Source organism: Arthrobacter sp. MDT1-48-3 (assembly GCF_054511015.1).
The window spans coordinates 305,560-332,245 of the sequence record NZ_JBTNDL010000004.1 but is presented as its reverse complement, the minus strand read 5'-3'; the positions used below and the strand labels follow the sequence as shown (position 1 = coordinate 332,245).

At 71.8% G+C, this 26,686-nt stretch carries 20 protein-coding genes; 15 read left to right on the top strand and 5 right to left on the bottom strand.

The window, feature by feature from the left end:
- The first annotated feature begins 15 nt into the window (after positions 1-15).
- Both cydC and ACX80L_RS11490 read left to right on the top strand, forming a co-directional pair.
- Positions 16-3,486, top strand: coding sequence for a thiol reductant ABC exporter subunit CydC (gene cydC / locus ACX80L_RS11495; RefSeq protein WP_459289783.1), 3,471 nt, complete (start codon positions 16-18; stop codon positions 3,484-3,486).
- Between the two features lie 49 nt (positions 3,487-3,535).
- Complete coding sequence (locus ACX80L_RS11490) at positions 3,536-4,582, top strand: GNAT family N-acetyltransferase (protein ID WP_208740220.1); 1,047 nt, start codon at positions 3,536-3,538, stop codon at positions 4,580-4,582.
- Between the two features lie 50 nt (positions 4,583-4,632).
- Here ACX80L_RS11490 and ACX80L_RS11485 read toward each other — a convergent pair whose 3' ends face one another.
- Positions 4,633-7,239 (bottom strand): DNA gyrase/topoisomerase IV subunit A, encoded by a 2,607-nt coding sequence (locus ACX80L_RS11485; protein WP_459289780.1) that lies wholly within the window; start codon positions 7,237-7,239, stop codon positions 4,633-4,635.
- 124 nt (positions 7,240-7,363) lie between these two features.
- Here ACX80L_RS11485 and ACX80L_RS11480 point away from each other — a divergent pair, with 124 nt between their 5' ends.
- From ACX80L_RS11480 to ACX80L_RS11465, 4 genes are read left to right on the top strand one after another with little or no spacing between them, the layout of a single operon-like run.
- Positions 7,364-10,210 (top strand): bifunctional acetate--CoA ligase family protein/GNAT family N-acetyltransferase, encoded by a 2,847-nt coding sequence (locus ACX80L_RS11480; RefSeq protein WP_459289778.1) that lies wholly within the window; start codon positions 7,364-7,366, stop codon positions 10,208-10,210.
- A 47-nt stretch (positions 10,211-10,257) separates the two neighbouring features.
- Positions 10,258-10,932 carry a DUF5998 family protein gene (locus tag ACX80L_RS11475; RefSeq protein ID WP_133081702.1) on the top strand — a complete coding sequence of 225 codons (675 nt, stop codon included), beginning with the start codon at positions 10,258-10,260 and terminating at the stop codon, positions 10,930-10,932.
- Between the two features lie 6 nt (positions 10,933-10,938).
- Complete coding sequence (locus ACX80L_RS11470) at positions 10,939-12,144, top strand: alkaline phosphatase family protein (RefSeq protein ID WP_459289776.1); 1,206 nt, start codon at positions 10,939-10,941, stop codon at positions 12,142-12,144.
- Entirely contained in the window at positions 12,137-12,919 is a 783-nt protein-coding gene (locus ACX80L_RS11465; protein ID WP_459289774.1) for a thymidine kinase, read from the top strand. Before ACX80L_RS11470 ends, ACX80L_RS11465 begins: the two co-directional genes overlap by 8 nt.
- 57 nt (positions 12,920-12,976) lie before the next feature.
- On the opposite strand, the gene sepH is transcribed toward ACX80L_RS11465, so the two are convergent.
- Positions 12,977-14,422, bottom strand: coding sequence for a septation protein SepH (sepH, locus tag ACX80L_RS11460; protein WP_459289772.1), 1,446 nt, complete (start codon positions 14,420-14,422; stop codon positions 12,977-12,979).
- Positions 14,423-14,608: 186 nt separating this feature from the next.
- Between sepH and ACX80L_RS11455 the strand changes: the two genes are divergently transcribed.
- Complete coding sequence (locus ACX80L_RS11455) at positions 14,609-14,923, top strand: DUF4193 domain-containing protein (protein ID WP_459289770.1); 315 nt, start codon at positions 14,609-14,611, stop codon at positions 14,921-14,923.
- 72 nt (positions 14,924-14,995) lie between these two features.
- Here ACX80L_RS11455 and ACX80L_RS11450 read toward each other — a convergent pair whose 3' ends face one another.
- Positions 14,996-15,472: a DUF3093 domain-containing protein gene (locus ACX80L_RS11450; RefSeq protein WP_133081707.1), complete on the bottom strand. Its 477-nt coding sequence runs from the start codon at positions 15,470-15,472 to the stop codon at positions 14,996-14,998.
- A gap of 212 nt (positions 15,473-15,684) precedes the next feature.
- On the opposite strand from ACX80L_RS11450, the gene dut reads away from it, so the two are divergent.
- The 5 genes from dut (at position 15,685) to ACX80L_RS11425 (ending at position 19,540) form a co-directional block, all read left to right on the top strand.
- A complete protein-coding gene (dut, locus tag ACX80L_RS11445; RefSeq protein ID WP_133081708.1) occupies positions 15,685-16,194 on the top strand; it encodes a dUTP diphosphatase in 510 nt (169 codons plus the stop codon).
- 77 nt (positions 16,195-16,271) lie between these two features.
- On the top strand, positions 16,272-17,084 hold the full coding sequence (locus ACX80L_RS11440) for a DUF3710 domain-containing protein (protein WP_208740975.1): 813 nt from the start codon (positions 16,272-16,274) through the stop codon (positions 17,082-17,084).
- Between the two features lie 125 nt (positions 17,085-17,209).
- The gene (locus tag ACX80L_RS11435) at positions 17,210-17,449 is read left to right on the top strand and encodes a hypothetical protein (RefSeq protein ID WP_244186211.1); all 240 of its coding nucleotides are present in this window, start codon (positions 17,210-17,212) and stop codon (positions 17,447-17,449) included.
- Positions 17,450-18,232: a DUF3159 domain-containing protein gene (locus tag ACX80L_RS11430; RefSeq protein WP_459289768.1), complete on the top strand. Its 783-nt coding sequence runs from the start codon at positions 17,450-17,452 to the stop codon at positions 18,230-18,232.
- A 174-nt stretch (positions 18,233-18,406) separates the two neighbouring features.
- Positions 18,407-19,540, top strand: a complete 1,134-nt coding sequence (locus tag ACX80L_RS11425; RefSeq protein WP_459289766.1) for a glutamate--cysteine ligase — start codon at positions 18,407-18,409, stop codon at positions 19,538-19,540.
- Positions 19,541-19,739: 199 nt separating this feature from the next.
- On the opposite strand, the gene ACX80L_RS11420 is transcribed toward ACX80L_RS11425, so the two are convergent.
- Positions 19,740-20,417: a potassium channel family protein gene (locus tag ACX80L_RS11420; RefSeq protein WP_459289764.1), complete on the bottom strand. Its 678-nt coding sequence runs from the start codon at positions 20,415-20,417 to the stop codon at positions 19,740-19,742.
- Complete coding sequence (locus ACX80L_RS11415) at positions 20,414-21,088, bottom strand: potassium channel family protein (RefSeq protein WP_133081714.1); 675 nt, start codon at positions 21,086-21,088, stop codon at positions 20,414-20,416. Before ACX80L_RS11415 ends, ACX80L_RS11420 begins: the two co-directional genes overlap by 4 nt.
- Before the next feature lie 102 nt (positions 21,089-21,190).
- On the opposite strand from ACX80L_RS11415, the gene ACX80L_RS11410 reads away from it, so the two are divergent.
- From ACX80L_RS11410 to dxs, 3 genes are all read left to right on the top strand, one after another.
- The gene (locus ACX80L_RS11410) at positions 21,191-23,167 is read left to right on the top strand and encodes an APC family permease (protein WP_244186213.1); all 1,977 of its coding nucleotides are present in this window, start codon (positions 21,191-21,193) and stop codon (positions 23,165-23,167) included.
- A gap of 9 nt (positions 23,168-23,176) precedes the next feature.
- On the top strand, positions 23,177-24,538 hold the full coding sequence (locus ACX80L_RS11405; RefSeq protein ID WP_459289761.1) for a class I SAM-dependent RNA methyltransferase: 1,362 nt from the start codon (positions 23,177-23,179) through the stop codon (positions 24,536-24,538).
- Between the two features lie 121 nt (positions 24,539-24,659).
- A complete protein-coding gene (dxs, locus tag ACX80L_RS11400; protein WP_459289759.1) occupies positions 24,660-26,633 on the top strand; it encodes a 1-deoxy-D-xylulose-5-phosphate synthase in 1,974 nt (657 codons plus the stop codon).
- The last annotated feature ends 53 nt before the right edge of the window (positions 26,634-26,686 follow it).

The window sequence follows — 26,686 nt, the reverse complement described above, 5'->3', positions numbered from 1 at the left end:
GCCACCAGGACGGCCATGCGGCCGTACAGCACCCCACCGGCCGCCGCGGGGACCGGCGCGGGCGGGGACGGGCAGGCACCCCGCCGCCCGTCCCCGATGGCCGTGCTCAGGTCCGGCGGGCCGGCGGGGGCGGCCGGTTCGACGTCGGCCGTCTACCTTCTCGGCGTCCTCGCCGCCACCCGGGCCGCAGGGCTGGTCCTCATGGCCCAGGCCCTCGCGCTCGGCATCGCGTCCGTCGCGAGCGGGTCGCCGGACGTCCGGGCCGTCCTGCTGCAGGGCGTCCTCGGTGCCGCGCTGCGTACGATCGCGGCGTGGGGCCAGGACGCCACGGCAGCCCGCCTCGCCCTCGGCGTGCGCGAGCGCCTGCGCGAGGCCGCCCTGGTGCGCGTGCTGGACGACGGCGGCACCACGCAGGCCGCTCCTGCCGGCAGCGGGCAGGGCTCCCTCGCGGTACTGCTCACCCGCGGACTCGACGGCCTGGACAAGTACTACGCGCAGTACCTCCCCGCGCTCATCACCTGCGCCGTGGTGCCGCTGATCGTCGGCGCACGGATCCTCGCCGCCGACTGGGTGAGCGCCCTCATCATCGTCCTCACCGTCCCGCTCGTGCCCGTCTTCATGGCACTCATCGGCCTCCACACCCAGGAGCGGACGCGGCAGGCCGCGGACGCGCTGGGGCGACTGTCCGACCACCTCCTCGAACTCGCCAGGGGCCTGCCCGTCCTCGTGGGCCTGGGGCGTGCCGCCGAGCAGACGCGTGCCCTGCGCGACATCGCCGGCACCTACACGTCCCGCACCATGACCACGCTGCGCACGGTCTTCCTCTCGTCCCTCGCGCTCGAGCTCATCAGCACGATCTCCGTCGCCGTCGTCGCGGTCTTCGCCGGTGTGCGCCTCATCCACGGGGACCTCGGCCTGGAGACGGCCCTCATCGCGCTGATCCTCGCGCCCGAGTGCTACGGACCCCTGCGCGACGTCGGTGCGGCCCACCACGCCAGCGAGGACGGCGAGGAGGCCGGAGCCCGGGTCCGGGCGGTCGTCGACGCCCCGGTGGCTCCCTCCCGTTCCGGGCTGTCGTCCGCCTCCGCTCCCGCAGTGCGGGAGGAGACCGGAGTCCTCCTCCGCGTCGATCGGCTGACGGCCGGGTACGACGGCGTCCGGGAGCCGGTCTTCGAGGACGTGTCGTTCGTCCTCGGATCGGGCTCCATCACGGCGCTGCGGGGCCCGAGCGGCTCGGGCAAGTCCACCCTGATGCGGGCGCTGGCCGGGGGAGCGGCGGCACCGGCCGGGCTCCGGCTGCAGGGGAGCATCGCAGGGCCGGTGGACGGCGGCATCGCCTGGGTCCCGCAGCATCCCGAACTCGTGATGGACACGGTCCGCGCCGAACTCGCGCTGTACGCCGGGTTGTCCGAGGACGACCCCGCCATCGGGACCGGGCTCGCCGCCGTCGGCGCCGCGGACCTCGCTGGGCGGCACACGGGGGAGCTGAGCCCCGGTGAACTGCGGCGGGTCGCCGTCGCACGCGCGCTGCTGCGGGCGCAGGATCCGTCGGTCCGGCTCCTGCTGCTCGACGAGCCCACGGCGCACGTGGATCCCGCAGCATCGCGTGCCATCCGCACCGCCATCGAGGGGCGCCGGCCAGGGCTGGCCGTCCTCCTGATCGCGCACGACGACGAGACGGCCGCCATCGCATCGGCCGAGGTGCGGCTCGGCGTGGGGGGACGGCGGGATGCGACCCTCGGAGCCGCCCGTCCGGCACCGGCCGGCACGCCTGGTACGGACAGGCCGCAGGCCCCGGGACCGGACGTCCTCCCGGGCGTTCGCGCCGCCGGTCCCGGCACGTCGTGGTTTGCCGGCGCGCGCGACGTGCTGGTCCTGGTCCGGCCGTGGGACCGCCGGTTCCTGGCGGCCGCGGGGCTGGGGCTCGGCGCCTCGGTCTTCGCCGTCGCACTGACGGCGCTCAGCGGCTGGCTGATCGTCCGCGCCGCCGAGCAGCCGCCCATCCTCCATCTCCTCACCGCGATCGTCGGCGTCCGGTTCTTCGGCATCGGGCGCTCCCTCCTGCGCTACGAGGAGCGCCTCTGGCTGCACCGTGCCGTCTTCCACCGCGCCGACGAGACCCGGCTGCGCCTGTGGACCGGGCTCCTCGGGGCGGGCCGCGCCTGGCGGCTGCTCGCCCGCGGCTCGGGCGGGATCGAACGTCTCGTCGGTGACATCGACGAACTGCGGGACCTGTCCTCGCGTGCCCTGCTGCCCTTCGCGACCGCGGTCCTCACGGGGGTCGCCGCGCTGGCCGCCACCGCCGCGCTGCATCCCGCGTCCCTCGGCTGGCAGGCCCTGTCCGTCGGCGCCGCCCTCGTCGTCGCCCCGCTGATCGCCGTGGTCCGGGAGCGGGCCGCCGGAGCAGCCGCCGTGCAGGTCCGCGCCGACGCGCTCCAGCGCGTCACCGGCCTGCTGAGGGCAGCGCCGGACCTGCGGGTGAACGGCGCGCACCACGCGGCGCTGGGCTCCACCCGGCGACTCGACCGCCGCGCCGCAGCAGCCGCCCGTCGGTCGGCGGCGGCGGCCGGGACCTCGACGGCGGTGATCGTGGCGGCCTGCTGCGCCGCGTCCCTCGGCATCCTCACGACGGCCACCGGCCTGCCCGCCGACCTCACCGCCGTCCTGGTCCTCATGCAACTCGCCCTGGTGGAGCCGTTCGTCGCCGGGAGCTCGGCGGTGCAGCACTGGGGTCCGCTGGCGGCCGTCACACGGCGCATCCAGCCCTCGCTCAGTGCATCCACCACGGGCGCGGAGGGCCATCGGGGCCCCGGGGCCGGCCTGCCGGTGCGGACGGTGGCCCTGGACCGGGCAGCCATCGGCTACGAGCCCGGACATCCCGTGGTGCAGGATGTCGATCTCGACCTCCGTCCGGGACGCTGGACAGGGCTCACCGGACCCTCCGGCAGCGGCAAGTCGACCGTCATCGGAGCCCTCCTGGGTTTCCTGCCCCTCGAGGACGGCAGGCTGCTGGTGGACGGCCGGCCGGTGACGGCGGGCGAGGTGCCGCGCATCGCCTGGTGCCCGCAGGAGAGCCATCTGTTCAACTCGAGCCTGCGCGCGAACCTGCAGCTCGCACGCACTCCCGACGACCCCGCCACCCCGGCGGAGCTGAAGGCGGCACTGCAGGCCGTGGGGCTCGCCGGGCTGGTCGCCGGCCTCGAGAAGGGTCTCGACGCTCCGGTGGGTCCCGGCGGATCCCGGCTCTCGGGCGGCCAGCGGCAGCGGCTCGCCGTCGCCCGCGCCCTGCTGACCCGCTCCGGCGTCGTCCTCCTGGACGAGCCCACGGCGCACCTCGACGCCGAGGGTGCCCGCTCGCTGCTCGCGGACCTGCGGCGCGGGCTCCCGGACACGGCCGTCCTCCTCGTCACGCACGATCGGGACGAAGCGGCGCTCTGCGACGGGGTCATGGCGCTGGGCGCCCGCACGGGCGCCGAGCGGGGCTAGGCGCCGCGCCTGCCGGGCGCGCGTCCCCGCCCTGCAATACGCTGGGGTCATGAGTACCGCAGACACCCCGGATGCCCGTACCACGCGCGCCCGGGACGCCGAGGCTCCGGACCTCCCCGCCCTGCTGCAGTGGCGACCACTCGCCTACGCCGACATCGACCCCTGGCTCGAGCTGGTCAGGCGCATCGCGGAGGAGGACCAGCCGGACTGGGTGGAGCAACGCGCCGACCTCGAGCAGGCGCTGCGGGCGTCGAAGAACGATTCGCGTCGTGACACGATCGCCGGCTTCGACGGGGACGGCGTGCCGCGCGCGTTCGGACGCCTCTCCATGAATACCGGCTCCTCCCTGGTGCACGGCGCGGGCGGCGTGGACCCCGCGTGGCGCGGGCGCGGGATCGGCCGTGCCGTCTTCGCCTGGCAGGCGTGGCGGGCCGGGATGCGCCTGCTGGAGACCGGACAGGAGGAGGGGATCTTCCGGAACTACGTCGAGGAACGCAACCCCTCGCACCTTGCGCTGCTGCGGGCGAGCGGGAGCAGTATCGTCCGGTACTTCACCGAGATGACGAGGCCGCTGGACCAGCCGATCCCGGACCTGCCGATCCCTCCGGAGCTGGAACTCGTCAGTTTCGCCGAGGGATCCGACAGGAACATCAGCGAACTCGTCCGCCTCGCCCACAACGACGCCTTCCAGGACCACTGGGGCAGCGAACCCCGCGACCAGGAATCCTGGCAGTTCACGGTCACCCACCCCGAGTTCCGCGCCGACTGGAGCCTGGCACTGCTCGACCCTGCGAGGGGCGAGGTGGCGGCATACCAGCTCGCCAGCTACGACCCCGACTCGAAGGAGCTGCTCGGCCACACGGAGGGCTACACGGACCTGCTGGGCGTCCGCAGGACGTGGCGCGGACGCGGTCTCGCTCCGGCTCTGCTCGCGGAGGCGATGCGGCGGTACCGTGCGGCGGGCATCGACAACGCCGGGCTCGGCGTGGACACCGAGAATCCGTCCGGTGCGCTGGGCCTCTACGAACGCATGGGCTACGTGCCGACGCAGCGCTCGATCGTGTTCGACCTCCCGCTTCCCGCCCGCACCGGCTGAGGCACGCCGCGGGCACCCACCGGCTGAGGCACGCCGCGGGCACCCACCGGCTAGAGCAGGGTGCCCTGTCCCTCGTCGTCCGCTCCGGCCGCCGGTCCTCCGTGCACGACAGGATCCGGCGCCGACCCGTCCACCAGGCGCACGCCGGCGACGGGAGCGACGGGGCGGGACGCCTCGATGAGACCGAGCAGGCTCGGCCCGACGGCGTCGATCTGCTGGGTGAGGGGGACGCCCGAACCGTCGCGCCGCCCGTGTTCGGTGGGCAGCGCCCGGGCCACACCGTTCGCGGACGCCGCGCGCGCGGGCCCATGGCCCGCCCACGCCAGCGACAGGGCTTCCTCGCCGCGGAGGAAACGGTGGGCCCTGACCCCCGCCGTCGCCCGGCCCTTCGGGGGGTACTCGGAGAACTCGGTGACCTTCGCCGAACCGGCCGTCGTGCCGGGCAGCGCGTCGTCCGCGGCGGAGACCGTGACCACCACGCCCTGCTCGTCACCCCGGGCGATCGCGCCGAAGTGCAGGACGGCGTCCCCGGCCGCGAGCTTGATGCCCGCCATGCCGCCGGCCGTCCGGCCCTGCGGCCGTACCGCCGACGCCGGGAAACGCAGCAACTGTGCGAGGCGGGTGATGAACACGAGGTCGTCCTCGTCGCCGGCCGTCGCGACACCGACGACCCTGTCCTTCGGCTTGAGGGAGATGACCTCCCAGTCGTCACGGTTCAGCGGGTAGTCGGGCTGCACGCGTTTCACCACGCCCTGCGCGGTACCCAGGGCGACGACGCCGCTCAGCGGTGCCAGTCCCACGAGGGACTCGCCGCGCTCGAGCGTGATGAACTCCGACGACGGCACTCCGCCCGCCAGGTTCGGCACGCCGGCGGTGGGCGGCAGGGCCGGCATGTCCATCACCTGGAGGCGGATCATGCGTCCCCCGGACGTCACGGCTCCCACCTCGCCCCGGGCCGTCGAGGGCAGCACGGACCGGAAGGCGTCGTGCTTGATGCGCTGGCCGTCACCGAGCGGCTGGCGGTCGGACGTGCGGGCGAGCTGCCCCGAGGCCGACAGGAGGACCCAGCAGGGGTCGTCGGCGATCTCCAGCGGGAGGACCGCCTTGGCGCCCTTGCCGGCAGGAGCGGCGGGCAGGGTCCCCTTGAGCGGCGCCGAGGCCTCCGACTCGAGGAGCACCGTGCGCCGCGGCGTGGCGAACTGGTCGGAGAGTCCGGCGAGTTCGTCGGAGACGAGGGTCCTCAGGCGCTCCTCGGAGCCGAGGATCGCCTCGAGTTCGGCGATCTCGCGGCGGAGCTGGTCCTGTTCCTTCTCCAGCTCGATCCGCGAGTACCGGGTCAGCTGCCGCAGCCGGAGCTCCAGGATGTAGTTCGCCTGCGTCTCGGACAGGTCGTAGATGGACATCAGGCGCTCGCGCGCCGCGGACGCCTCGTCCGAGGACCGGATGATCTGGATCACCTCGTCGATGTCGACGATCGCGATGAGCAGCCCCTCCACGAGGTGCAGGCGGTCGCGCTTGCGCTGCAGCCGGTAGGAGGTGCGACGGCGCACCACCAGGATGCGGTGGGCGATGTACACCCGGAGCAGCTCCACGAGCCCGAGGGTGCGGGGCTGACCGTCGACGAGGGCCACGTTGTTGATGCCGAACGAGTCCTCCATCGGCGTGAAGCGGTACAGCTGCGCGAGGACGGCGTTCGGGTTGAAGCCGTTCTTGAGCTCGATCACGAGGCGCAGGCCGTGCGTGCGATCGGTGAGGTCCACGATGTCCGAGATGCCCTGCAGCTTCTTCGACGTGACCGCGTCCTTGATCCGCTCGATCACCTTCTCGGGGCCCACGGTGTAGGGGAGCTCGGTGACCACGAGGCCCGTGCGCCGCGCCGAGAGCTGCTCCACGGTGACCTTCGCGCGGGTCTTGAAGGACCCGCGGCCCGTCGCGTAGGCGTCGCGTACGCCGTCGAGCCCCACGATCCTGCCACCGCTCGGGAGGTCGGGCCCGGGGACGAAGCGCATCACGTCCTCGAGCGAGGCATCCGGGTTCGCGATGAGATGGCGTGCCGCAGCGACCACCTCGCCGAGGTTGTGCGGCGGCATGTTCGTCGCCATGCCGACGGCGATCCCGCTGGCACCGTTGACGAGCAGGTTGGGGAACGCCGCGGGGAGGACCTCCGGCTGCGTGAGCTGGTTGTCGTAGTTGGGGACGAAGTCGACGACGTCCTCGTCGAGGTGGTCGGTCAGCGCCAGGGCGGCCGCCGCAAGGCGCGCCTCCGTGTACCGGGCGGCCGCCGGACCGTCGTCGAGCGACCCGAAGTTGCCGTGGCCGTCGATGAGGGGCAGCCTCAGCGAGAAGTCCTGCGCCATGCGCACCATGGCGTCGTAGATGGCGCTGTCACCGTGCGGGTGCAGCTTGCCCATGACCTCACCGACCACGCGTGCGGACTTCACGTGCCCGCGGTCGGGGCGCAGGCCCATGTCCGTCATCATGTACAGGATGCGCCGCTGGACGGGCTTGAGGCCGTCGCGCGCATCCGGCAGGGCGCGCGAGTAGATCACGGAGTACGCGTACTCCAGGAAGGACTCCTCCATCTCGGTCTCGACATCGATGTCGATGATCTTCTCGGTGAAATCCTCCGGCGGTGCGGAGTTCTGGCGCCTGGCCATGTGCGGTGCGGTTCCTCAACAACTCGGGTGGGCAGATCGGGTGGTCGGCGGGCATCCGCGGTCCGCGGGCGGTTCCGGCAGCGGACCGACCCACGGTCGAGGGGATGCCGACTACCCTGAGTCTATGGTGGCGGACGGACAATACCCGGAATATTGGGAGGCTGATGTCGTCCTGCGCGACGGCGGGACGGCGCACCTGCGGCCCATCTCGCCCCTCGACGCGGACGCGGTGCAGGCCTTCCACGTGCGCCAGTCGCAGAATTCGATCTACCTCCGCTTCTTCACGTACAAGGCCACGCTCAGCGCGAAGGAGCTCAAGCGCTTCACGGAGGTGGACCACCGGGACCGCGTGGCCTTCGTCATCACGCGCGGCACGGACATCATCGGCATCGGCCGCTACGACCGCCTCGACGATCCGCTCGAGGCCGAGGTCGCCTTCAACGTCTCGGACCACCACCAGGGACGCGGGGTCGGCTCCATCCTGCTCGAGCACCTCGCCGCGGCCGCCCGCGAGAACGGCATCCGCCGGTTCTCGGCCGAGGTCCTTCCCGAGAACCGCAAGATGATCACCGTCTTCGCCGAGGCCGGCTACGAGGTCGATCGGCACTTCGACGACGGGGTCGTGATGCTGGGCTTCGACATCGATCCCACCCGCCGGTCGCAGGCCGTCATGGAGTCGAGGGAGCACCGCGCCGAGGCCAGGAGCATGGCGGAGCTCCTGACGCCGTCGTCCGTGGCGGTGATCGGCGCGAGCCGCGAGTGGGGGACGGTGGGCCATGCCCTCCTCGAGCACCTGATCGACGGTGGCTTCACGGGCACGGTGTACGCCGTCAACCCCGAGGCCTTCGAACTGCACGGCATCATGTCCCACGCCTCCCTCGCGGAGGTACCCGAGCAGGTGGACCTCGCCGTCATCGCCGTGCCGCACGAGCAGGTGGACGCCGTCGTGGAGGAGTGTGCCCGTGCAGGCGTCAGGGGACTCCTCGTGGCCACCGCAGGCTATGCCGACGACGGCGGCGACGGGCTGGCGCGCCAGCGCGCCCTCGTGCACAAGGCCAGGGCGCACGGCATGCGCGTGGTGGGGCCGGCATCCCTGGGCCTCGTCAACACCGACCCCGCGGTCCGGCTGAACGCCTCGATGGCGCCCGGCCTGCCCGAACGGGGAGCGCTCTCCCTGTTCAGCCAGTCCGCCGGCCTCGGTGTCCTCCTCTACGCCAGCGCGCGGCGGCGCGGGCTCGGGGTGTCCTCGGTGATCTCCGCCGGCAACCGGGCCGACGTGTCCGGCAACGATGCCATGCAGTTCTGGGAGGACGATCCGAGCACGCGCGCCGTGGGTCTCTACTTCGAGTCGATCGGCAACCCGAGGAAGTTCTCGCGCATCGCCCGCCGCCTCGCCCTCACCAAGCCCGTCATCGTGGCGAAGTCCGATGTCACGGGCCTGCAGCTGCCGCCGGGACACGCGGTCCGCACCACCCAGGCACCGCCGGGAGCGCTCGACTCGATGCTCCGGCAGTCCGGCGTCATGAGGGTCGAGACGACGGAGCAGCTGATGGACATCGCGCAGATCGTCGCGAGCCAGCCGCTGCCGCAGGGACCGGGCGTCGCCGTCTTCAGCAACTCCTCGGCCCTCGGCAAGGTGGTCGCCGACGGCGTGGCCTCGCAGGGCATGACCGTCGCGCGGCTGGAGGCCGGGCTCGAGCTCGACACCGGGCAGTCCGTGGCGCTTCCCGCCCTCAGGTCGGTGGTCGCGGATGCACTGCGGGATGATGCGGTCCACGCCGCCGTGGTCACGACGCTGCCCGCCCGGGGACTCCCGGCCGAGACTATCGCGGCCTGCCTCCAGCAATGCGCCGAGGAGGCCGGCAAGCCCGTCATCGCCTCGTTCACCGGCACCCTGGACACACGCCTCCAACTCGACGGCCTCGTCGCCTCCGCGCCGTCGCCGGATCCCCGGGTGACGGACCCTCGGAGGACGGCGGCGCTGTCGTCCGATCGGCTGTCACCGGGGTCCCCGGCGGAGGCGGCGGCGGGCGGCCCCGGAACGGTCCGGGCCCCCCTCGCCGGTGCGGCCCCGGAACCGCAGGCCGCGGACACGGTCCTACCCCTGCAGCGTGGCATACCCTGCTTCCCGAGTCCCGGCGCCGCCCTGGCCGCCCTGGGCGCCGTGGTGCGCTACGCACTGTGGCGCACGCGGGACCACGGCGAGTTCCTCGACCCCGACGGCGTGGACGTCGACGAGGCCGTCCGCGTCCTGGCCGGCGTCCGGGCGCGCGTCACGGATGTCGAGCTGACCCGGCTCGCCCCCGAGGAGTGCGGGGCACTCATGGAGGCGTACGGGATCCGGCTCCTGCCGTCGGTGCGGTTCGCCTCGGCCGACGAAGCGGTCGAGGCGGCCGAGCGCCTCGGCTGGCCGGTTGCCCTCAAGACCATGGACGAGCACCTCCGCCACCGCCTGGACCTCGGCGGCGTGCGGCTCAACATCGACGACGCCGAATCGCTGCGACGCAACATCACGCAGATGGCGCACGTCCTGGCGCCCTTCGGCAGCTTCGGCATGGAAGTGCAGTCCATGGCCCCCTCCGGCCAGGCCTGCAGCATCCGCGCCATCGAGGATCCCCTCATGGGGCCCGTGGTCTCCTTCGGCCTCGCGGGTGACGCCGTCAACCTGCTCGACGACTGGGCGCACGCCGTCCCGCCCCTGAGCACCGGGGACCTCGCCGATCTCGTGCGGGCACCGCGCGCCTCCCGCAAGCTCTTCGGCTACCAGGGGCTCCCTGCCGCGGACGTTCCGGCGCTCGAGGACCTCGTGGCCCGCGTGGCGCTCCTGAAGGACAACCACCCCGAGATCGCCCGCCTCGACTTCAATCCGGTCCTCGTCGCGACGTCGGGCCTTGCGGTCCTGAGCGCCGCGATCGACGTCGGGAACCCCCAGCGGCGCACGGACAGCGCCCGCCGCGCCATGCGGGACTGACGCCCGCTGGTTAGGCACAACCCGGCCCGGTGGGGGAAACTGGGGGTATGACCCCATCGCTTTCCGCCCAGCGGCGTGACCTCGATGCATCGCTCGAGCGGGCCGGCTTCTACCCGCGTCTCGTGGCCGACGTCGTCCACGACGCCCTCGACGGCCGCGAGCCGCTGTCCCACGTGGCCCACCTCGAGACGCACTTCGAGCGCACCGAGGTGCACCGGCACATCACGGTGCTCGTCCTCACCGAGGACATGCTGGTCATCACGCACGTGGACGACCAGCAGCTCGACGACGCGGGCGAGCAGGTGATGGCGCAGATCTCCACCGAATCCGTCCCGGTGAGCCAGATCCGATCGGTGGTCCTCAGCTACCTCTACGCGCAGCCGCAGGACTACAAGCCCAGCGACCAGGTCCGCGAGATGACGCTCGCGATCGCCTGGTCGGGCGGCCAGCGCCTCGACATCGGCCCCGCGAGCTGCGGCGACCCGCAGTGCGACGCCGACCACGGTTTCACGGGCACGGTGGCGCAGGAGGACATCGTGCTGCGTGTCAGTGCCGAGGCCGACGGCGCCCAGGCGGTGCAGAACGCCAAGGCCTTCGCCCGTGCCCTGAGGAAGGTGAACACGGCGAGCCCCGCGTCGGGTGGGTACGTCGGATCCGACGTGGCCCCGCGCCGCCAACCCGGCTTCGGCGGGCGCTTCAACCGCCCCCATCACCAGCGGTAGCGGTTGATGCCCTTCCAGCACCTGGAGCGCCTCCCGCCCGCGCCCGCCTACGGGACCGCCACCGTCGCCGAGGTCCTCACCAGTTCGGCCGCGGCCCTGGGCGTCGATGGCTTCGGCAACGCCCTCGCCCTGCCGGCCTCCCGCCGGATCGCCGTGGTCATGGTGGACGGCCTCGGTCTGTCGCTGCTCAGGAAGTACGCGGCCCACGCTCCGTACCTCCGGGAGAGCCTCGACGCGGCCCGAGCGCTGTCCTCGGCTTTCCCGTCCACCACGGCCGCGTCCCTTGCCTGCCTCGGTACGGGCCTCGCACCCGGCCTGCACGGCATGGTCGGCTACGACGTCCTCGATCCTGCGCAGGGACGCGTGGTCAACATGCTGGGCCGCTGGGACGCCGGCGTCGACCCGCTCGCCTGGCAACCGCACCCGACGGTCTTCGAGCGCGTGTCCCAGCACCTTCCGGTCGTCACCGTGAGCCAGCCCCGCTTCGCTGACTCGCCCATGACGCGGGCGGCCCTGCGGGGCGGCGCCTTCGTCGGCGCGCAGACCATCCACGCCCGCATCGACGCGGCGGCCGAGCAGCTGGCGAGCGCCCCGCGCATGCTCATGTACTTCTACCTCAACGACCTCGACAAGGCCGGACACCGGTACGGCGTCGACTCCGCGGAGTGGCTGCGGACCCTGGAGGACCTGGACGCCGCGCTCAGGCTCCTGGCCCGGAGGGTCCCGCCCGACACTCTCCTGCTCCTCACCGCCGACCACGGCATGGTGGACATCCCGCCGTCGCAGCGCATCGACTACTCCGAGCGCGCCGATCTCGTCGACGGAGTGGCCCACACAGGGGGCGAGCCGCGCATGCTCCACCTGTACCTCGAGCAGGATCTCGCCGTCCGCGACCGCGACTCGCTCGCCCTGCGCTGGCACGAGGCGTTCGGTACCCGGGCGTGGATCCTCCCGCGGGACGAGGCCGTGGCCGCAGGCTACTTCGGACCGGTCTCGGACACGGTGCTGCCACGTATCGGGGACCTCCTGGTCCTCGCACGGGAAGGCATCGCCCTCCTCGACGGGCGGCGCGTCCAGCCGGCCGCGTTCGACGTCGTCGGGCAGCACGGCTCGCTGACGCGGGCCGAGCGGGAGATCCCGCTGCTGGTCCTGGGCAAACCCCCCGCCGGCGGTTCCCGACGGGGGAGCGGCAAGGGTGCCGGCCGTGGCTGAGCTGTTGTTCTTCTCCGGCACCATGGACTGCGGCAAGTCGACGCTCGCGCTCCAGATGGACCACAACCACAAGGCACGCGGGCGTCGCGGGCTGCTCTTCAGCTCCCACGACCGCGCCGGCGAATCCATGATCTCGAGCAGGCTCGGCCTGCAGGTACCGGCGGTCGAGGTCTTCCCCGAGACCGACTTCTGGGTCGAACTGACGCTGCGGCAGACCATGGGCGCACGCATCGACTACGTCATCTGCGACGAGGCGCAGTTCTACACCGTCGACCAGATCGACCAGCTGGCCCGCATCGTGGACGAGATGGACATCGACGTGTTCAGCTTCGGCATCACCTCCGATTTCCGGACACGGCTGTTTCCCGGGTCGCAGCGCCTCATCGAGCTCGCGGACCGCGTCCAGGTCCTGCAGGTCGAGGCCCTGTGCTGGTGCGGCAAGCGGGCCACGCACAACGCGCGCACGGTCGACGGCGTCATGGTGGTCGAGGGCGACCAGATGGTGGTGGGAGACGTCGACCAGCCCGGCGACGAGGACTCGCCTGCGGCACCGGCTGCCGGGGCAGCCGCGGACCCGGTCACGTCCGTCCGCGTGCCGGTGGTGGGCTACGAGACGCTCTGCCGTCGGCACCACATGCGACGGCAGACGTCCCGCACGTCGCCGTCCCTCGTCTCCAACGAGATGCCGCTGCCCTTCGAGGAGAGGGCGATCCCGCCGCGCAGCGGAGGTACCCCGACCCTGCAGGACGCGGAACCGGGTGCCAGCGGCTCCTGAGCCGGGCGCACCGCAGAACGGCGCCGCCACCGACAGCGCGGAGGCACGCAGCGCGCTTCAGTCGCCCTTGCGTCCGAACACGATGTCGTCCCAGCTGGGGACGCTGGATCGTTTCGGTTTGACGCGCCGCTCGGGGGTGGCCTCCGCTGCGTCCTTGCCCTGATCCTTGATGGGGTCCTTGCCCGCATTCTTGACCGTCTGCTCGGCGGGATCCTTGTCGGGGCCCTTCGCTGCCGCCGCCGCGCCGCGGCCGCCGGCGCGTGCCGCCGGCGACCCCGTCCCCTGCTGCGTCGCTGCCGGCGGTTGGAGCCTGCGCGTCGGTCGCGCGAAGATGCTGATCTCGCGCGTATCCGTGCTGACGCCCTCGTACAGCCGGGGCGTGCCGTCCTCGTGGTGGGTGGGATCGGCGGCCGCGCTCCCGAGGACGTCGCCGCCCTGACCGTCGTCGGCGGACTCCTCGTCCGTGCCGTCATCGGTGTCGCTGCCGTCGTCCTGACCGGTGTCCGTCTCCGTGTCGGCGGCGACCCCGGACCGAGGAGCGAGGGCCAGCCCCGGCATGGGGACCTCCTCGCCCTCCGGCGTCTCCTGGTCCGCGTCCTCGTCACGGGGATGCGCGGCGGGGATGCTCCCGCGTGTCAGCAGCTCGGCGAGGGCGTCGTCGCCTTCCTCGTCGGCGCCGAGGCGCTGGCCGCGACGGGAGCGGAGCACATCGAGCAGACCGTCCTGGTCCGGCGTCGGAGCCTCGTCCTCCTTCTCCGCCTCGAAGTCGAACACACGGTCCGCCACGGCGCTGAGCCGGCGTGAGGGGAGCGGGCCGTCGAGCGGCTCCAGTTCGCTGAGCACCTGCGCCCAGCGGTTGGCGTTGGCGACGGTCTTGCGCGTGGGGTTGTACGTCCACTGGGCGGGAGGCTGTTCGCCGAGGTCCACCGTCGAATCGTCCGGCAGGTCGAAGGACGCCTCGACGTGCCAGGAGCCGTCCGGACGGCGCCAGGAGTCCCATTCGAGCGACACGGGGTCGATCCCGTAACTCTGGACACGGAAGGCGACCATGTCCCCGAGCAGTGCGGGGTCGTCCCCGAAGGCCGATCGGTAGCCGTCGTGGCTGGGCAGCGGCGTGGCGACCTCCACCCGCTGGGCCAGATAGGCCACGTAGTCGCGCTCGGCACGCACCGGTCCCTCGTACCGCTCGACGTGCGCGAGATCGAGTCCGGATTCGGCGGCGACCTGTTCGGCCGTGGCGCCCGAGCGGATACGCGACTGGATGTCCCGAGGGGTCAGATGCACCGGCGGCTTCGGCGGCTTCGGGGGTTTCGCGGGCTTCGGACGGACCGGCTCCGGAGCCTCCGGAGCCTCCGGTGATGCTGCCAGGGGTGCGTCCGGGATCCGGTCGCTCGCGGCCCGCAGCGCATCGTCGATGGGAAGGCGGTAGGACGTGCCGTCCCCGCCGCTCAACAGCAGATGTTCGCCATCCTCATGGACACCCACCAGGCGTAACTCCTGCATCAATTCCTCCAGCCGACAATAATTGCTACGTGAAACTTTGCCATTGAATGTCGGCCTTTCCTACTACGCGGTGAGGCGTGGCGGCCGGCACACCGGGAGCGGGCACAAATCCCGGCCTTTCGGCGTTGTTGGAGCCGGAGGGGCAGACCCCGGCGTTGGCCAGAGAGTATGGAGCGGAAGACAGGTATGACGACAGACTACGACGCGCCGCGCACGGCGGTCGACGACGACGACTCGAACACCCGCACGGACGTTCTCGGGAGGCATCGGCCGGCGGGGCAGACCGCGCAGATGATCGCACCGGTCGACGATGACGAACTCGAAGCGGCGGATTCCTACGATCTGCCGGGAGCTGACCTCTCCAGCGAGGAGATCTCCGTGCAGATCCTCGCCGCGCAGGCCGACGAGTTCACCTGCGCCTCGTGCTTCCTCGTCCGTCACCGGTCGCAGATCGCACTCGACAGGGGCGGGCAGCTGTACTGCATGGACTGCGAGGGCTGACACAACCACAGCAGATGTGGCACCGTCGACCGACGGCGTCGTTCCCCGTCCCAACCGGGCGCGGGCGCCGGATCAGGCCGCGAGCGCGGCCACGAGGCGTTCCGGGGTGCGGGACGAGGTCAGCCAGTAGGGTGTGCGGTCCTCGGGGTCCGTGACCTCGATGCGCACCACGGGGGAGATCCACCCCCTGATGCAGAGGTACGCGAGCCCGTTCAGGCCCGGGCCCCGCTGGTGGGTCGCGTCGTCGCCGCCGAACCACTCCACCGAGCCCAGGTACTTCCGCTCGATGCTCGCGCGCCCGACGGTCAGCGTCGTCCCGGTGACGGCGATACGCGGTGTCGACAGGATCAGCAGGGTGAACACGATGACGGCGACGACGAGCGCCGCACCGTAGCCGAATCCCATCGAGATGGGAGCGAACATCACGATCACGGCCGAGGAGAATCCCGCGGCGATCAGCCAGATCCAGGGTGAGGGCCAGAGGCGCTCCTCGTACAGGACGGCCTCGTCGGATGTGTTGCGGGGTGCTTCCCCTGGCGCGCTGGACATGGAACCAGCATTCCATCATTTGGCGGCGGTCTCATCCCGGCCGGGCCGCAGGAGCGGCGGGTGGGGCACGGTCCCTCCCTCCCGGACGGGGGCCGGGACGTCCCCGCCCTCGTCCGGGAGGAGCCACCGTCGGTGTGGCCCGGGCCTGTCGGGTAGGGCACCGGCAAAGGCGCTAAAGTGGGACGCTGGTAACCGGATAGCTTGCGTGGGAGATGCGGTCAATGGGTACACAGCAGGACCTCCGGGTCCAGATCTTGATGCTCGACGACGGCCTCGAGCCGCCCGCCTACGCCACCGACGGCGATGCGGGCGCGGACCTGCGCACCGCCGTCGACGTCGTCCTCGAGCCCGGTGCGCGGGCGCTCGTCCCCACGGGAGTGGCCCTGGCGCTTCCCCGCGGGTACGCCGGGCTCGTCCATCCGCGGTCCGGACTCGCTGCACGCCACGGCCTGACCATCGTCAACGCGCCGGGCACCATCGACGCGGGCTACCGCGGGGAGATCAAGGTCTGCCTGCTCAACACGGACCGGTCCGAGGCGGTGCGGCTTTCCCGCGGTGACCGGATCGCGCAGCTGGTCATCCAGCGGGTCGAGCACGCGGTTTTCGCCGTGGTTGACGAGTTGCCCGACAGCGTGCGGGGCACGGGCGGTTTCGGGTCCACCGGCGGCTTCGGTGCCCTCGACGCGACACCCGCGGACCTCCGCTCCGCGGCCGGCGGCTGACGCCTCCCGCAGGCGTCCGCCGCGTCGCACGGAATATCGCACCCCCACGAGAACCTCATCAGGAAAGGACCCCGGACATGGCTTTTGGGCGCCTCAGGAAGAAGAAGCAGGACGACGCCGCCGACGCGCCGCTGACGCAGGAGCCGGCGGCGGACGCCGTCGACGACGCGCCGGTACCGGCGGACACACCGGCAGCAGCCCCGGACGAGGCCGGAGCCCCCCTCGAACCGGCCGCACCCGCCGGCCACGTGGCGAGTGCCGACTACGACCGCGCCGCCCAGGGTCCGTTCGACGCCTCCGAGCAGGACACCGACCACGGCTACATCGACCTCGGTGCCCTTCGCATCAATGCCGCCGAAGGACTCCAGCTGCGCCTCGAGGTGGAGGAGCGGAGCAAGAGGGTCATCGCGGTGACGCTGGACCTGGCCGGATCCACCCTGCAGCTCCAGGCCTTCGCCGCGCCCAAGACGGAGGGGCTCTGGGACGAGATCAGGGAGCAGATCGGGACCTCCGTCGGCTCCCAGGGCGGAACCGTCGAGGAGCGCCCGGGACGCCTCGGCACGGAGCTGCTCGCCAAGCTGCCGGCACAGACGCCCGACGGGCAGGCCGGCGTCCGCGTCGCCCGCTTCGTGGGGATCAACGGACCCCGCTGGTTCCTCCGCGGTGTCTTCGGCGGCCCCGCGGCCCTGAACCCGAGCGCCGCGGCGCCCATCGAGAAGCTGTTCCGCAGCGTCGTCGTGGTCCGTGGCGACCACCCCCTGCCGCCCCGGGAGCTGTTGCAGCTCCGGCTGCCGAAGGACGCCGCAGCCGGCCCGCCGGCTGCTCCGGCTGCCGCCCGCCCGGACCTGAACCCGCTGGAGCGCGGGCCCGAGATCACCGAGACCCGCTAGCCGACGTGCCCTCCCGGCAGTACTCACCAGGCCCGGCCGGTTCGTCCATACCGACGGGCGGGCCCGCGGGTACGTCCGGTGTGCCCGCAGCGCTGCCGGAACGCGGCAGGATCAAGGCACGGGGCGTGATCGACCGGATCACCATCGCGCCGGTGACCGCATCGCCGTCGTTCACCGTCCTGGCGCGGATCGACTGGAACGGCGCCCGGGAGGACGTGCGCATCGTCTGGATGGGCCAGCGCCGCATCCCCGGCATGGAGGCAGGGGTAGCGTTGCGCTTCGAGGGCATGCTGAGCCGGGTCGACGGCCTGCCCACCGTGTACAACCCCCGCTACGAGATCATCGGCCGCCCCGAGGAGTCCTGAATGAGCCACCCCACGAACGAGCCCGGCGCGTCCTCGGAGCCTTCCGGCGCCGATGGACGCCCGGCCTCCCGCCCCGACCCGCAGCAGGCCCGGCCCACGGCGGCCGACCTGGCCACGCAGTACGCAGCCAGGTCCGGGGTGAAGCGCAACCACTCCGGCCAGATCGACGTCCTGTCCTCGATCGGTGGCGTGCAGGGACTCGCCGAGAGCATCGCGCCGGGCCTGGTCTTCACCGTCCTCTTCACGATCACCACCGACCTCCCGGTCTCGCTCGTCGCGGCGCTGGCGGTCTCCGCCGTCTTCACCGGGATCCGGCTCGTCTCGCGCACGCCCGTCACGCAGGCCCTCGCCGGACTCGTGGGCGTCGCCTTCTGCGCCTTCGTCGCCCTGCGCACGGGCAACGCGGAGGACTTCTTCCTCCCCGGGTTCTTCATCAACGGTGCCTACATCCTCGCGATGGCCGCGTCGGTGGTCCTCCGCTGGCCGTTCGCAGGACTCCTGTTCGGTCTCCTCCGCAACGAGGGCATCGAGTGGCGGAAGGATCCCGTCCGCGTCCGCGCGTACTCCCTCGCCACCTGGATCATCGTCTCGGTGCTGGCGCTGCGCCTCGTGGTGCAGGTGCCGCTCTACCTGACGGAGAACGTGGCGGCGCTGGGTTCCATGCGCGTTGCCATGGGCCTGCCGCTGTATGCCCTCGGGCTGTGGCTGGCATGGGTCGTCTCTCGGCCGCGCCCGGCCGACTCCGACTCCGACTCCGACTCGGGCATCGTCCCCGGCACGTAGCCGGGCACCCCTCGTCGTCGTCCTCGCGGCGACCGTCGCGGATCCCCTTTTTCAAGCCCGATCGGCCCGGCAGCATTCCTTGCGGAGCCGGATTCGGCAGGCCTACGATGCTGGCACTCCGGGGGTCGGTCGAACGGCGCCCGGCCCTCCATCCAGTGCCACAGGATCGCGAAGATGCGTCGAACAGGTGTCGAAGAGGAATTCCTGATCGTCGACGGCGTCGACGGACACCCCGTCGCGCTGGGCGACGTGCTGGAGCGCCTCGGCGGAGCCGACGGCCTCAGCAGTGAGATGAAGCAGGAACAGATCGAGACCTGCACCCCTCCGCGGATCGGCCTCGCCGAACTGTCCCGTGACATCACCGCACAGCGCATTCGAGCGGACGCCACGGCCCGCTCGGTCGGTGCCCGGGCCGTCGCCCTCGCCACATCACCACTTCCGGCGACGAGCACGACGACACCTGGCCTGCGCTACCAGCGGATGGTGGAGCGGTTCGGCCTCACCGCGGTGGAGCAGCTGACCTGTGGTTGCCATGTCCACGTGGAAGTGGTGTCGGACGAGGAGGGCGTCGCCGTCCTCGACCGGATCCGGATCTGGCTCCCGGTGCTGGCCGCCATCACGTCCAATTCCCCCTTCTGGAACGCCACGGACACCGGCTATGCGAGCTACCGCTCCCAGGCCTGGAACCGCTGGCCCACCGTCGGTCCCTGCGAGATCTTCGGGTCCGCCCAGGCCTATCGCGCCCAGGTGCGGGAGATCCTCCGGTCCGGGGTCCCCCTCGACGAGGGGCAGATCTACTTCGACGCCCGGCTGAGCCACCGCCATCCCACGGTGGAGGTCCGGGTGGGCGACGTCTGCCTGCAGGCCGACGACGCCGTTCTCCTCGCGGCCCTGGTGCGGGGCCTCGTGGAGACGGCAGCGCGACAGTGGCGCGCCGGCGTGGCACCCGTACCGGCCCCCGCCGTGCAGCTCCGGCTCGCCTGCTGGCAGGCCAGCAGGTTCGGGCTCGACGACCGGCTGATGCACCCGCTGTCCGGCGAGCCGCGCGGCGCGTTCGAGGTGGTCATGGCTCTGCTCGACCACCTCCAACCGGTCCTGGAGGACCAGGGCGAACTCGGCACCGTGGAGTTCCTGCTGTTCCAGCTCCTGGCGCGGGGGACCGGTGCCGGCCGTCAGCGGACCGCCTACGCGAGGGCCGGCAGCCTCGGGGACGTCATCGCCGACGCGGTGGTGGTCGGGGTCCTGTCGGCCACCCCGCTGCAGGATCCGGCCCCCTCGGCCCTGCTCAGCAGCAACCAGGAGTCGTGACGATCGACGCCGAGCACCAGGAACCCGATCGGTACGGCTACACGCCGCCCGCGCACCGGCAGGGCCGAGTCGGGGCGGACCAGGCGTTCTTCCCGACCTGCGGCAGCTCCCGCCGCCCTGGTGGTAAGTCCCACCCCGCACGGCACGTGCGCGGACCTCGACGCGATCGTGGAGATCTTCCCCCGGCGGGCCCGCGCAGCTAGCTCCCGGCCCCGTCGCTCCGCGCCGAGAGCGCGACGCGCAGTTCGTCCTCCGCCGCGATCGCCGCGAGGAAGAACATCTCGTCGCCGCCCTCGACGACGTCGTCGGGGCTCGGGGTGATGGGGGAGTCGTCCCGCAGCAGGGCCACCACGGCGCAGTCCACCGGCAGCTCGATGGAGCCGACCGTCCCGCCGACGAGCGGGGAGTCCTGAGGGACTGTGAACTCGACGATCGACGACACACCGGTCTGGAGCGTCAGCAGGCGGACCAGATCGCCGATCTCGACGGCTTCCTCCACGAGGGCCGTCATGAGGCGCGGGGTGTTGACGGCGACGTCCACACCCCACGAGTCGTCGAACATCCAGTCGTTCTTCGGGTTGTTCACGCGCCCCACGGTGCGGCCCACACCGAATTCGCTCTTCGCGAGCAGCGACACCACGAGGTTGACCTTGTCGTCACCGGTGGCGGACACCACGACATCGGCCTCCTCCAGGCGGGCATCCTTGAGCGTCGTCAGTTCACACGCATCACCGATCAGCCACTTGGCTCCCTTGAGCCCGCTGCGGCCGATCACCTCCGGCTTCTCGTCGATGAGCAGGATCTCGTGCTTGTTGCCCAGCAGCTCCCGTGCGATGGACGAGCCGACACTCCCGGCCCCGGCGATGACGACCCTCATGAGAGATCCTCCTGCGGTGCGGCCGCGAGGATGCGACCGATCTCGTCCGTCGCCGTCGTCTGCATCATGGCGTGCAGGATATCCCCTTGCTGGTAGTTGGTCTCGGCGGTCGGCAGGATCCCCTCCCCGAATCGGGTGAGGTACGCGACCCGGACCCCGCTCGCGGACTCGATACTGCGCAGGGACCGGCCCAGCCAGGCATCGCTCAACGCGAGCTCGGCGAGGATCAGCCGGCCGGAGGTCTCCCGGAAATCGCCGTTGATGGTCTGTTCCGGCAGGATGCGACGCAGCACCTGGTCGGCGCTCCAGCGCACCGCGGCGACCGTGGGGATCCCGAGCCGCTGGTAGATCTCGGCGCGCCCCGGGTCGTAGATACGGGCGACGACGTGGGGCACGTGGAACGTCTCCCTGGCGACCCGGGTCGCGAGGATGTTGGAGTTGTCGCCGCTCGAGACGGCGGCGAAGGCGTAGGCATCCTCGATCTCCGCGTACTTGAGGGTCTCCCGGTCGAACCCGACACCCGTGACCTTGCGCCCGCCGAAGGACGACCGCAGGCGGCGGAAGGCGCGGTCGTCCTGGTCGATGATCGCCACCGAGTGACCGGATTCGTCGAGCGTGTGGGCGAGGCTGACGCCTACCCTGCCGCATCCCATGATCACAAAATGAGCCACCGGGGGCACCCCTGATTCTTGGTGTAGATCCTGCCGTTCCCTGCTGTACCAGCATCAAGCCTAGTGGCTTGGTCCCGGCGCCGACGCGCTAGTCTGTGGGCTGTGCTGACTTTTCTCGAGGCCGTCAAGCGGGTGCTGGTGGGCAAGCCCTTCGCCAGCGACAGGCTGAGGAACAGGAGCCTGCCGAAGCGCCTCGCCATGCCCGTCTTCTCGGCGAGTGCGCTGTCCTCGGTGGCCTACGCCCCGGACGAGATCCTGCTGACGCTCGCGCTCGCGGGTGTGGCGTCCGTGGCCGTCTCGCCGTGGGTCGGCCTGGCCGTCATCGCCGTCCTGCTCGTCGTCGTCGCCTCCTACCGCCAGGCGGTACACGCATATCCCTCGGGCGGCGGCGACTACGAGATCGCCAAGCGGAATATCGGACCCCGCGCCGGCACCACCGTGGCGTCCGCGCTGATGATCGACTACCTGCTCACCGTGGCCGTCTCGGTCTCCGCCGCCGCACAGTACGTCGTCTCCCTCGCGCCCGGCCTCGAGGGTGGACGCGTGGTCCTCGCCGTCGTCGGCGTCGCGGTGCTCGTGCTGCTGAACCTGCGGGGCATCACGCGCGGTATCCGCGCCCGCGCCGTCATCACCTACGCCTTCCTCGCCGGGATCCTCGCGCTGTGTGCCACCGGCATCGGCCAGGCGGTCACGGGGACGCTCGCGCAGGCGCCCAGCGCGCGGTTCGAGATCGTCCCGGATGCCGCCCTCGACGCCGGCCTCGTGGGGCTGGCCGGCGCGCTCCTGATCCTCCGGGCGTTCTCCGCAGGTGCTGCGGCCCTCACGGGCCTCGAAGGGCCGGGTGCCAACGTGCCGCGCTTCGAGGCTCCGCACAGCCGCAACGCGGCGACGACGCTCGTGATCCTCGGCGTCGTCGCCTCGGCGATGCTCGCCGGCGTCCTCTACCTCGCGAACGCCACCCGCGTGCACGTGGTCCAGGACCCGCAGGCCCAGCTGCTGCTCGACGGCGCGCCCGTCCCGGACGACTACATCCAGGCGCCCGTGGTCAGCCAGCTGGCGAGGACCGTCTTCGACGCCGGGTCTCCCGCCTTCTACGCGGTCGTGGCGGCGACCGCCCTGATCCTGCTCCTCGCGGCCCACGCCGCCTTCAACGCATTCCCCGTCCTCGCGTCCATCCTCGCGACGGACGGCTACCTGCCGCGCCAGCTGCGCACCCGCGGGGACAGGCTGACGTTCAGCAACGGGATCCTCGCCCTCGGGCTGGGGGCCATCGTCCTGATCCTCGTGTTCCGGGCCGACGTCACGGCGCTGGTGCAGCTGTACATCGTGGGGGTGTTCGTCTCCTTCACGGGTGGCCAGCTGGGCCTCATCCGGCACTGGAACAGGACCCTCCGCAGCACGGTGGGCAAGCAGGAGCGGTGGAGGATCCACAAGTCCCGTGCCATCAACTCCCTCGGCTTCGGGCTCACCGCCGCGGTCCTCGCCGTCATCCTCGTCACCAAGTTCGAGTACGGCGCATGGATCGCGGTGCTCGCCATGGCGATCCTGTTCGCGGTGATGCGCAGCATCAAGAAGCACTACGACGCCGTCGCCGAGGAACTCGCGATCGACGACGCGGTCCGCCTGCGGGCCCTGCCCTCACGCGTGCACGCCGTGATCCTCGTCTCACACGTCCGGAAGCCGGTGCTGCGCGCCCTCGCCTTCGCCCGGGCCTCGCGTCCGTCGCGCCTGGATGCCATCACGGTCGACGTCGATCCCGAGCAGACCCGCCGAACCCTCGCCGACTGGGCGAAGTACGAGATCCCGGTGCCGATCACCGTCCTCGCCTCGCCCTACCGGGACACCATCACACCGATCCTCGAGTACATCAGGACGATGCGCCGGGACTCGCCCCGCGACCTGATCGTGGTCTACATCCCCGAGTACGTGGTGGGAAAGTGGTGGGAGCAGCTGGTCCACAACCAGACCGCCCTCCGCATCAAGGCACGGCTGCACTTCGTGCCCGGCGTGATGGTCGCCAGCGTGCCGTGGCAGCTCGCGTCCTCCGACGCGGCCCAGATCTACCAGGACCTGAAGTAGGAAGACACCATGACCGACGCCGTACCAGCCGCCGACCCCACCGAGAACCTGGACCGGGCAGCAGGCTCCGCCGCCGGCACGGCCGAGCTGACCATCGAACGGCCCGCCCACGGCGGGCACTTCGTGGCCCGGCACGAAGGCCGCGTGGTCTTCGTCCGCCACGCCCTGCCGGGGGAAGTGGTCCGCGTGCGGTTCACCGACACCGACGAGGCCGCGAGCTTCTGGCGGGCGGATGTCGTCGAGGTGATCGAGCCCTCCCCGCACCGCGTGACCCATCCCTGGCCCCTGGCGGACGCCCTCACGGCCGCCGCGAAGGGACGCTCCGCCGTCGGGGGCGCCGAATTCGGCCATATCGCCCTCGACGAGCAGCGCCGGCTCAAGGGTGCCATCGTCGAGGAGCAGCTGGCCCGCCTCGCGAAGACCGACCGGGCGGTGACGGTCGAGGCAGCGCCGGGGGAGGCACCCGACGGCCTGGCCTGGCGCACGCGCGCGGCTTTCGCCGTGGATTCCGCCGGCCGTCTCGCCATGCACCTGCACCGTTCCCACGGCGTCGTCCCCGTCCGGGAGATGCCGCTGGCCGTCGCGGCCGTCAACGACCTGCGGCTGTGGGCGCTGGACCTCAGCGGCATCGAGAGGGTGGACGTCGCCGTCCCGTCGGGCGGGGGTGAGCCGCTCGTGCTGCTCGTCCCCGCGGCGGGCACGTCCCCGCGGCGCGTCGCCTCGGTGGCCTCGTCCGTCCACGGCGCCTCCGTGGGCGTCCTCGATCCCGCGTCGGGGCAGGTCGAGCGGCTGAAGGGGAGGACGTGGCTGCAGGAGAGCGTCCTCGGCATCGACTACCGGGTCACGGGAGCCGGTTTCTGGCAGATCCACCGGGGCGCTCCCGAGGCGCTCGTGTCCGCGGTGCTCGACGGGCTGCAGCCGGCGCCGGGTGAACGCATCGCCGATCTCTACGCGGGCGCGGGTCTGTTCACCGTGCCACTCGCCCGCGCCGTCGGGCCGGAGGGTTCGGTGCTGTCGGTCGAGGGTGCGCCCGGGACGAGCCGCGATGCGCGGCGCAACCTGCACGGCCAGGACCACGTGTCGATCGTGCAGGGGCGGGTGGACGCCGTGCTCGGCCGCTGGAGCGAACCGCTCGACGCCGTCCTGCTCGACCCGCCGCGGGCGGGGGCCGGCAGGAAGGTGGTCCGGCAGATCGTGCAGGCCCGCCCGCGCGTCGTCGGCTACGTGTCCTGCGACCCGGCGTCGTTCGCCCGCGACCTCGGCTACTTCCTCGCCGCGGGCTGGTCGCTCGACTCCCTGCGCGTCTTCGACCTCTACCCGCACACGCACCACATGGAATCCTTCGCGCGGCTCCTGCCGCCGCCGGCCTGACGACGGAGGGCTCGGGCGAGCCGGGCGGACGATCGAGGCACCCCGCCGGACACCCGGACGTTAGAGTTAAGGTCAATCGAGGGCGATCCCTCGCCACGCCGAACGAACCGAGGAGGCGCCGATGGGACTCTTGGAGACGATCCACGGCCCACAGGACCTGAGCAAGCTCAGCGACGCGCAACTGTCAGCGCTCGCCGAGGAGATCCGTACCTTTTTGGTCAGCAACGTCTCGCGGACCGGAGGACACCTGGGGCCCAACCTCGGGGTCGTCGAGCTGACCCTCGGCATCCACCGCGTCTTCGACTCACCGCGGGACAGCATCATCTTCGACACCGGCCACCAGTCCTACGTGCACAAGCTCGTGACCGGGCGGCAGGATTTCAGCACCCTGCGCCAGCAGGGCGGCCTGTCCGGTTACCCGTCGCGCGCGGAGTCCGTGCACGACGTCGTCGAGAGCTCCCATGCCTCGTCCTCGCTCTCCTGGGCCGACGGCATCTCCCGGGCCCGGGTCCTCAACGGCGAGGGCGACCGCTACGCCGTCGTCCTCGTGGGCGACGGTGCGCTCACCGGCGGCATGGCCTGGGAGGCGATCAACAACATCGCCGCGGACAAGCGGCGCAGGGTCGTGATCGTCGTCAACGACAACGGCCGTTCCTACGCGCCCACCATCGGCGGTGTGGCCGACTATCTCGCCTCGCTGCGTCCCACCCTCGATTCCGTGCGCACCCACCGCGTCTACGAGCGCACCCTCGACTGGGTGAAGACCCGCATGCAGAACGGCGGCACGGCCGGCGCGTTCAGCTACAAGAGCCTCCACGCCATGAAGAAGGGCATCAAGGACTGGTGGGCACCCCAGGGCCTGTTCGAGGACCTCGGCATGAAGTACGTCGGCCCCGTGGACGGCCACGACCAGGCCGCCGTCGAACAGGCACTGCACCTCGCGAAGAACTACGAGGGGCCCGTGATCGTGCACGCCATCACGGAGAAGGGCCACGGGTACGCCCCGGCCCGGGCCCACGAGGCCGACCAGTTCCACGCCGTCGGCATCATCGACCCCGAGACGGGCGAACCGGTGGACGCCGCGGGCCAGCAGTCCTGGACCTCGGTCTTCGCGAACGAGATCGCCGACATCGCCGACGAGCGGCCGGACATCGTCGGCATCACCGGCGCCATGCTCATCCCCGTCGGACTGCACCGCTTCGCCGCCCGGCACCCGGACCGCGTGTTCGACGTCGGCATCGCCGAGCAGCACGCCGTGGCCAGCGCGGCCGGGATGGCCTTCGGCGGCCTGCACCCTGTCATCGCCCTCTACGCGACCTTCCTGAACCGCGCGTTCGACCAGCTCCTGATGGACGTGGCCCTGCATCGGGCCGGGGTGACGATCGTCCTGGACCGCTCGGGCGTCACGGGACCCGACGGCGCGAGCCATCACGGGATGTGGGATCTCGCCCTGCTCCAGGCCGTCCCGGGCCTGCACCTCGCCGCCCCCCGCGATGCCACGCGGCTGCGCGAGGAACTGCGCGAGGCCGTCGCCATCTCGGACGCCCCGAGCGTGGTCCGCTACTCGAAGGGATCCGTCGGCGCGGAGGTGGAGGCGATCGAACGCCTGCACGACGGCGTCGATGTGCTGTCCCGCCGGCCCGCCGGCTCCCGCGCCAACGACGTCCTGATCGTCAGCGTCGGGGCCATGAGCGAGCTCGCGCTCGACGTGTCGAACAGGCTCGGCGCGCAGGGCATCAGCTCCACCGTGATCGATCCCCGCTGGCTCCTGCCGGTGCGCCGCTCGGTGATCGACCTCGCAGCCGAGCACCGCATCGTGATCGTCATCGAGGACGGTGTCCGTGCGGGTGGCGTGGGATCGAGGATCCGCCAGGAGATGCGGTCCGCGGGCGTGGACACCGCGCTCAACGAGGTCGGACTCCCCGTCGAGTTCCTCGACCACGGCTCCCGGAACCAGGTCCTCGAGCGCGTCGGCCTCACCGCCCAGCAGATCACGCACGACGTCGTCGCGCAGGTCCTGGGCACGAAGGTGCCGGTCGCGAGGCCGCTCGCCGACGACGCATCGCCGGTCACCGGGCAGTTCCCGAAGCACTGATCCCTGCGGGAAGCGGTGGATCGCCGCTTCCCGCAGCACGCCACCGCCCGAAC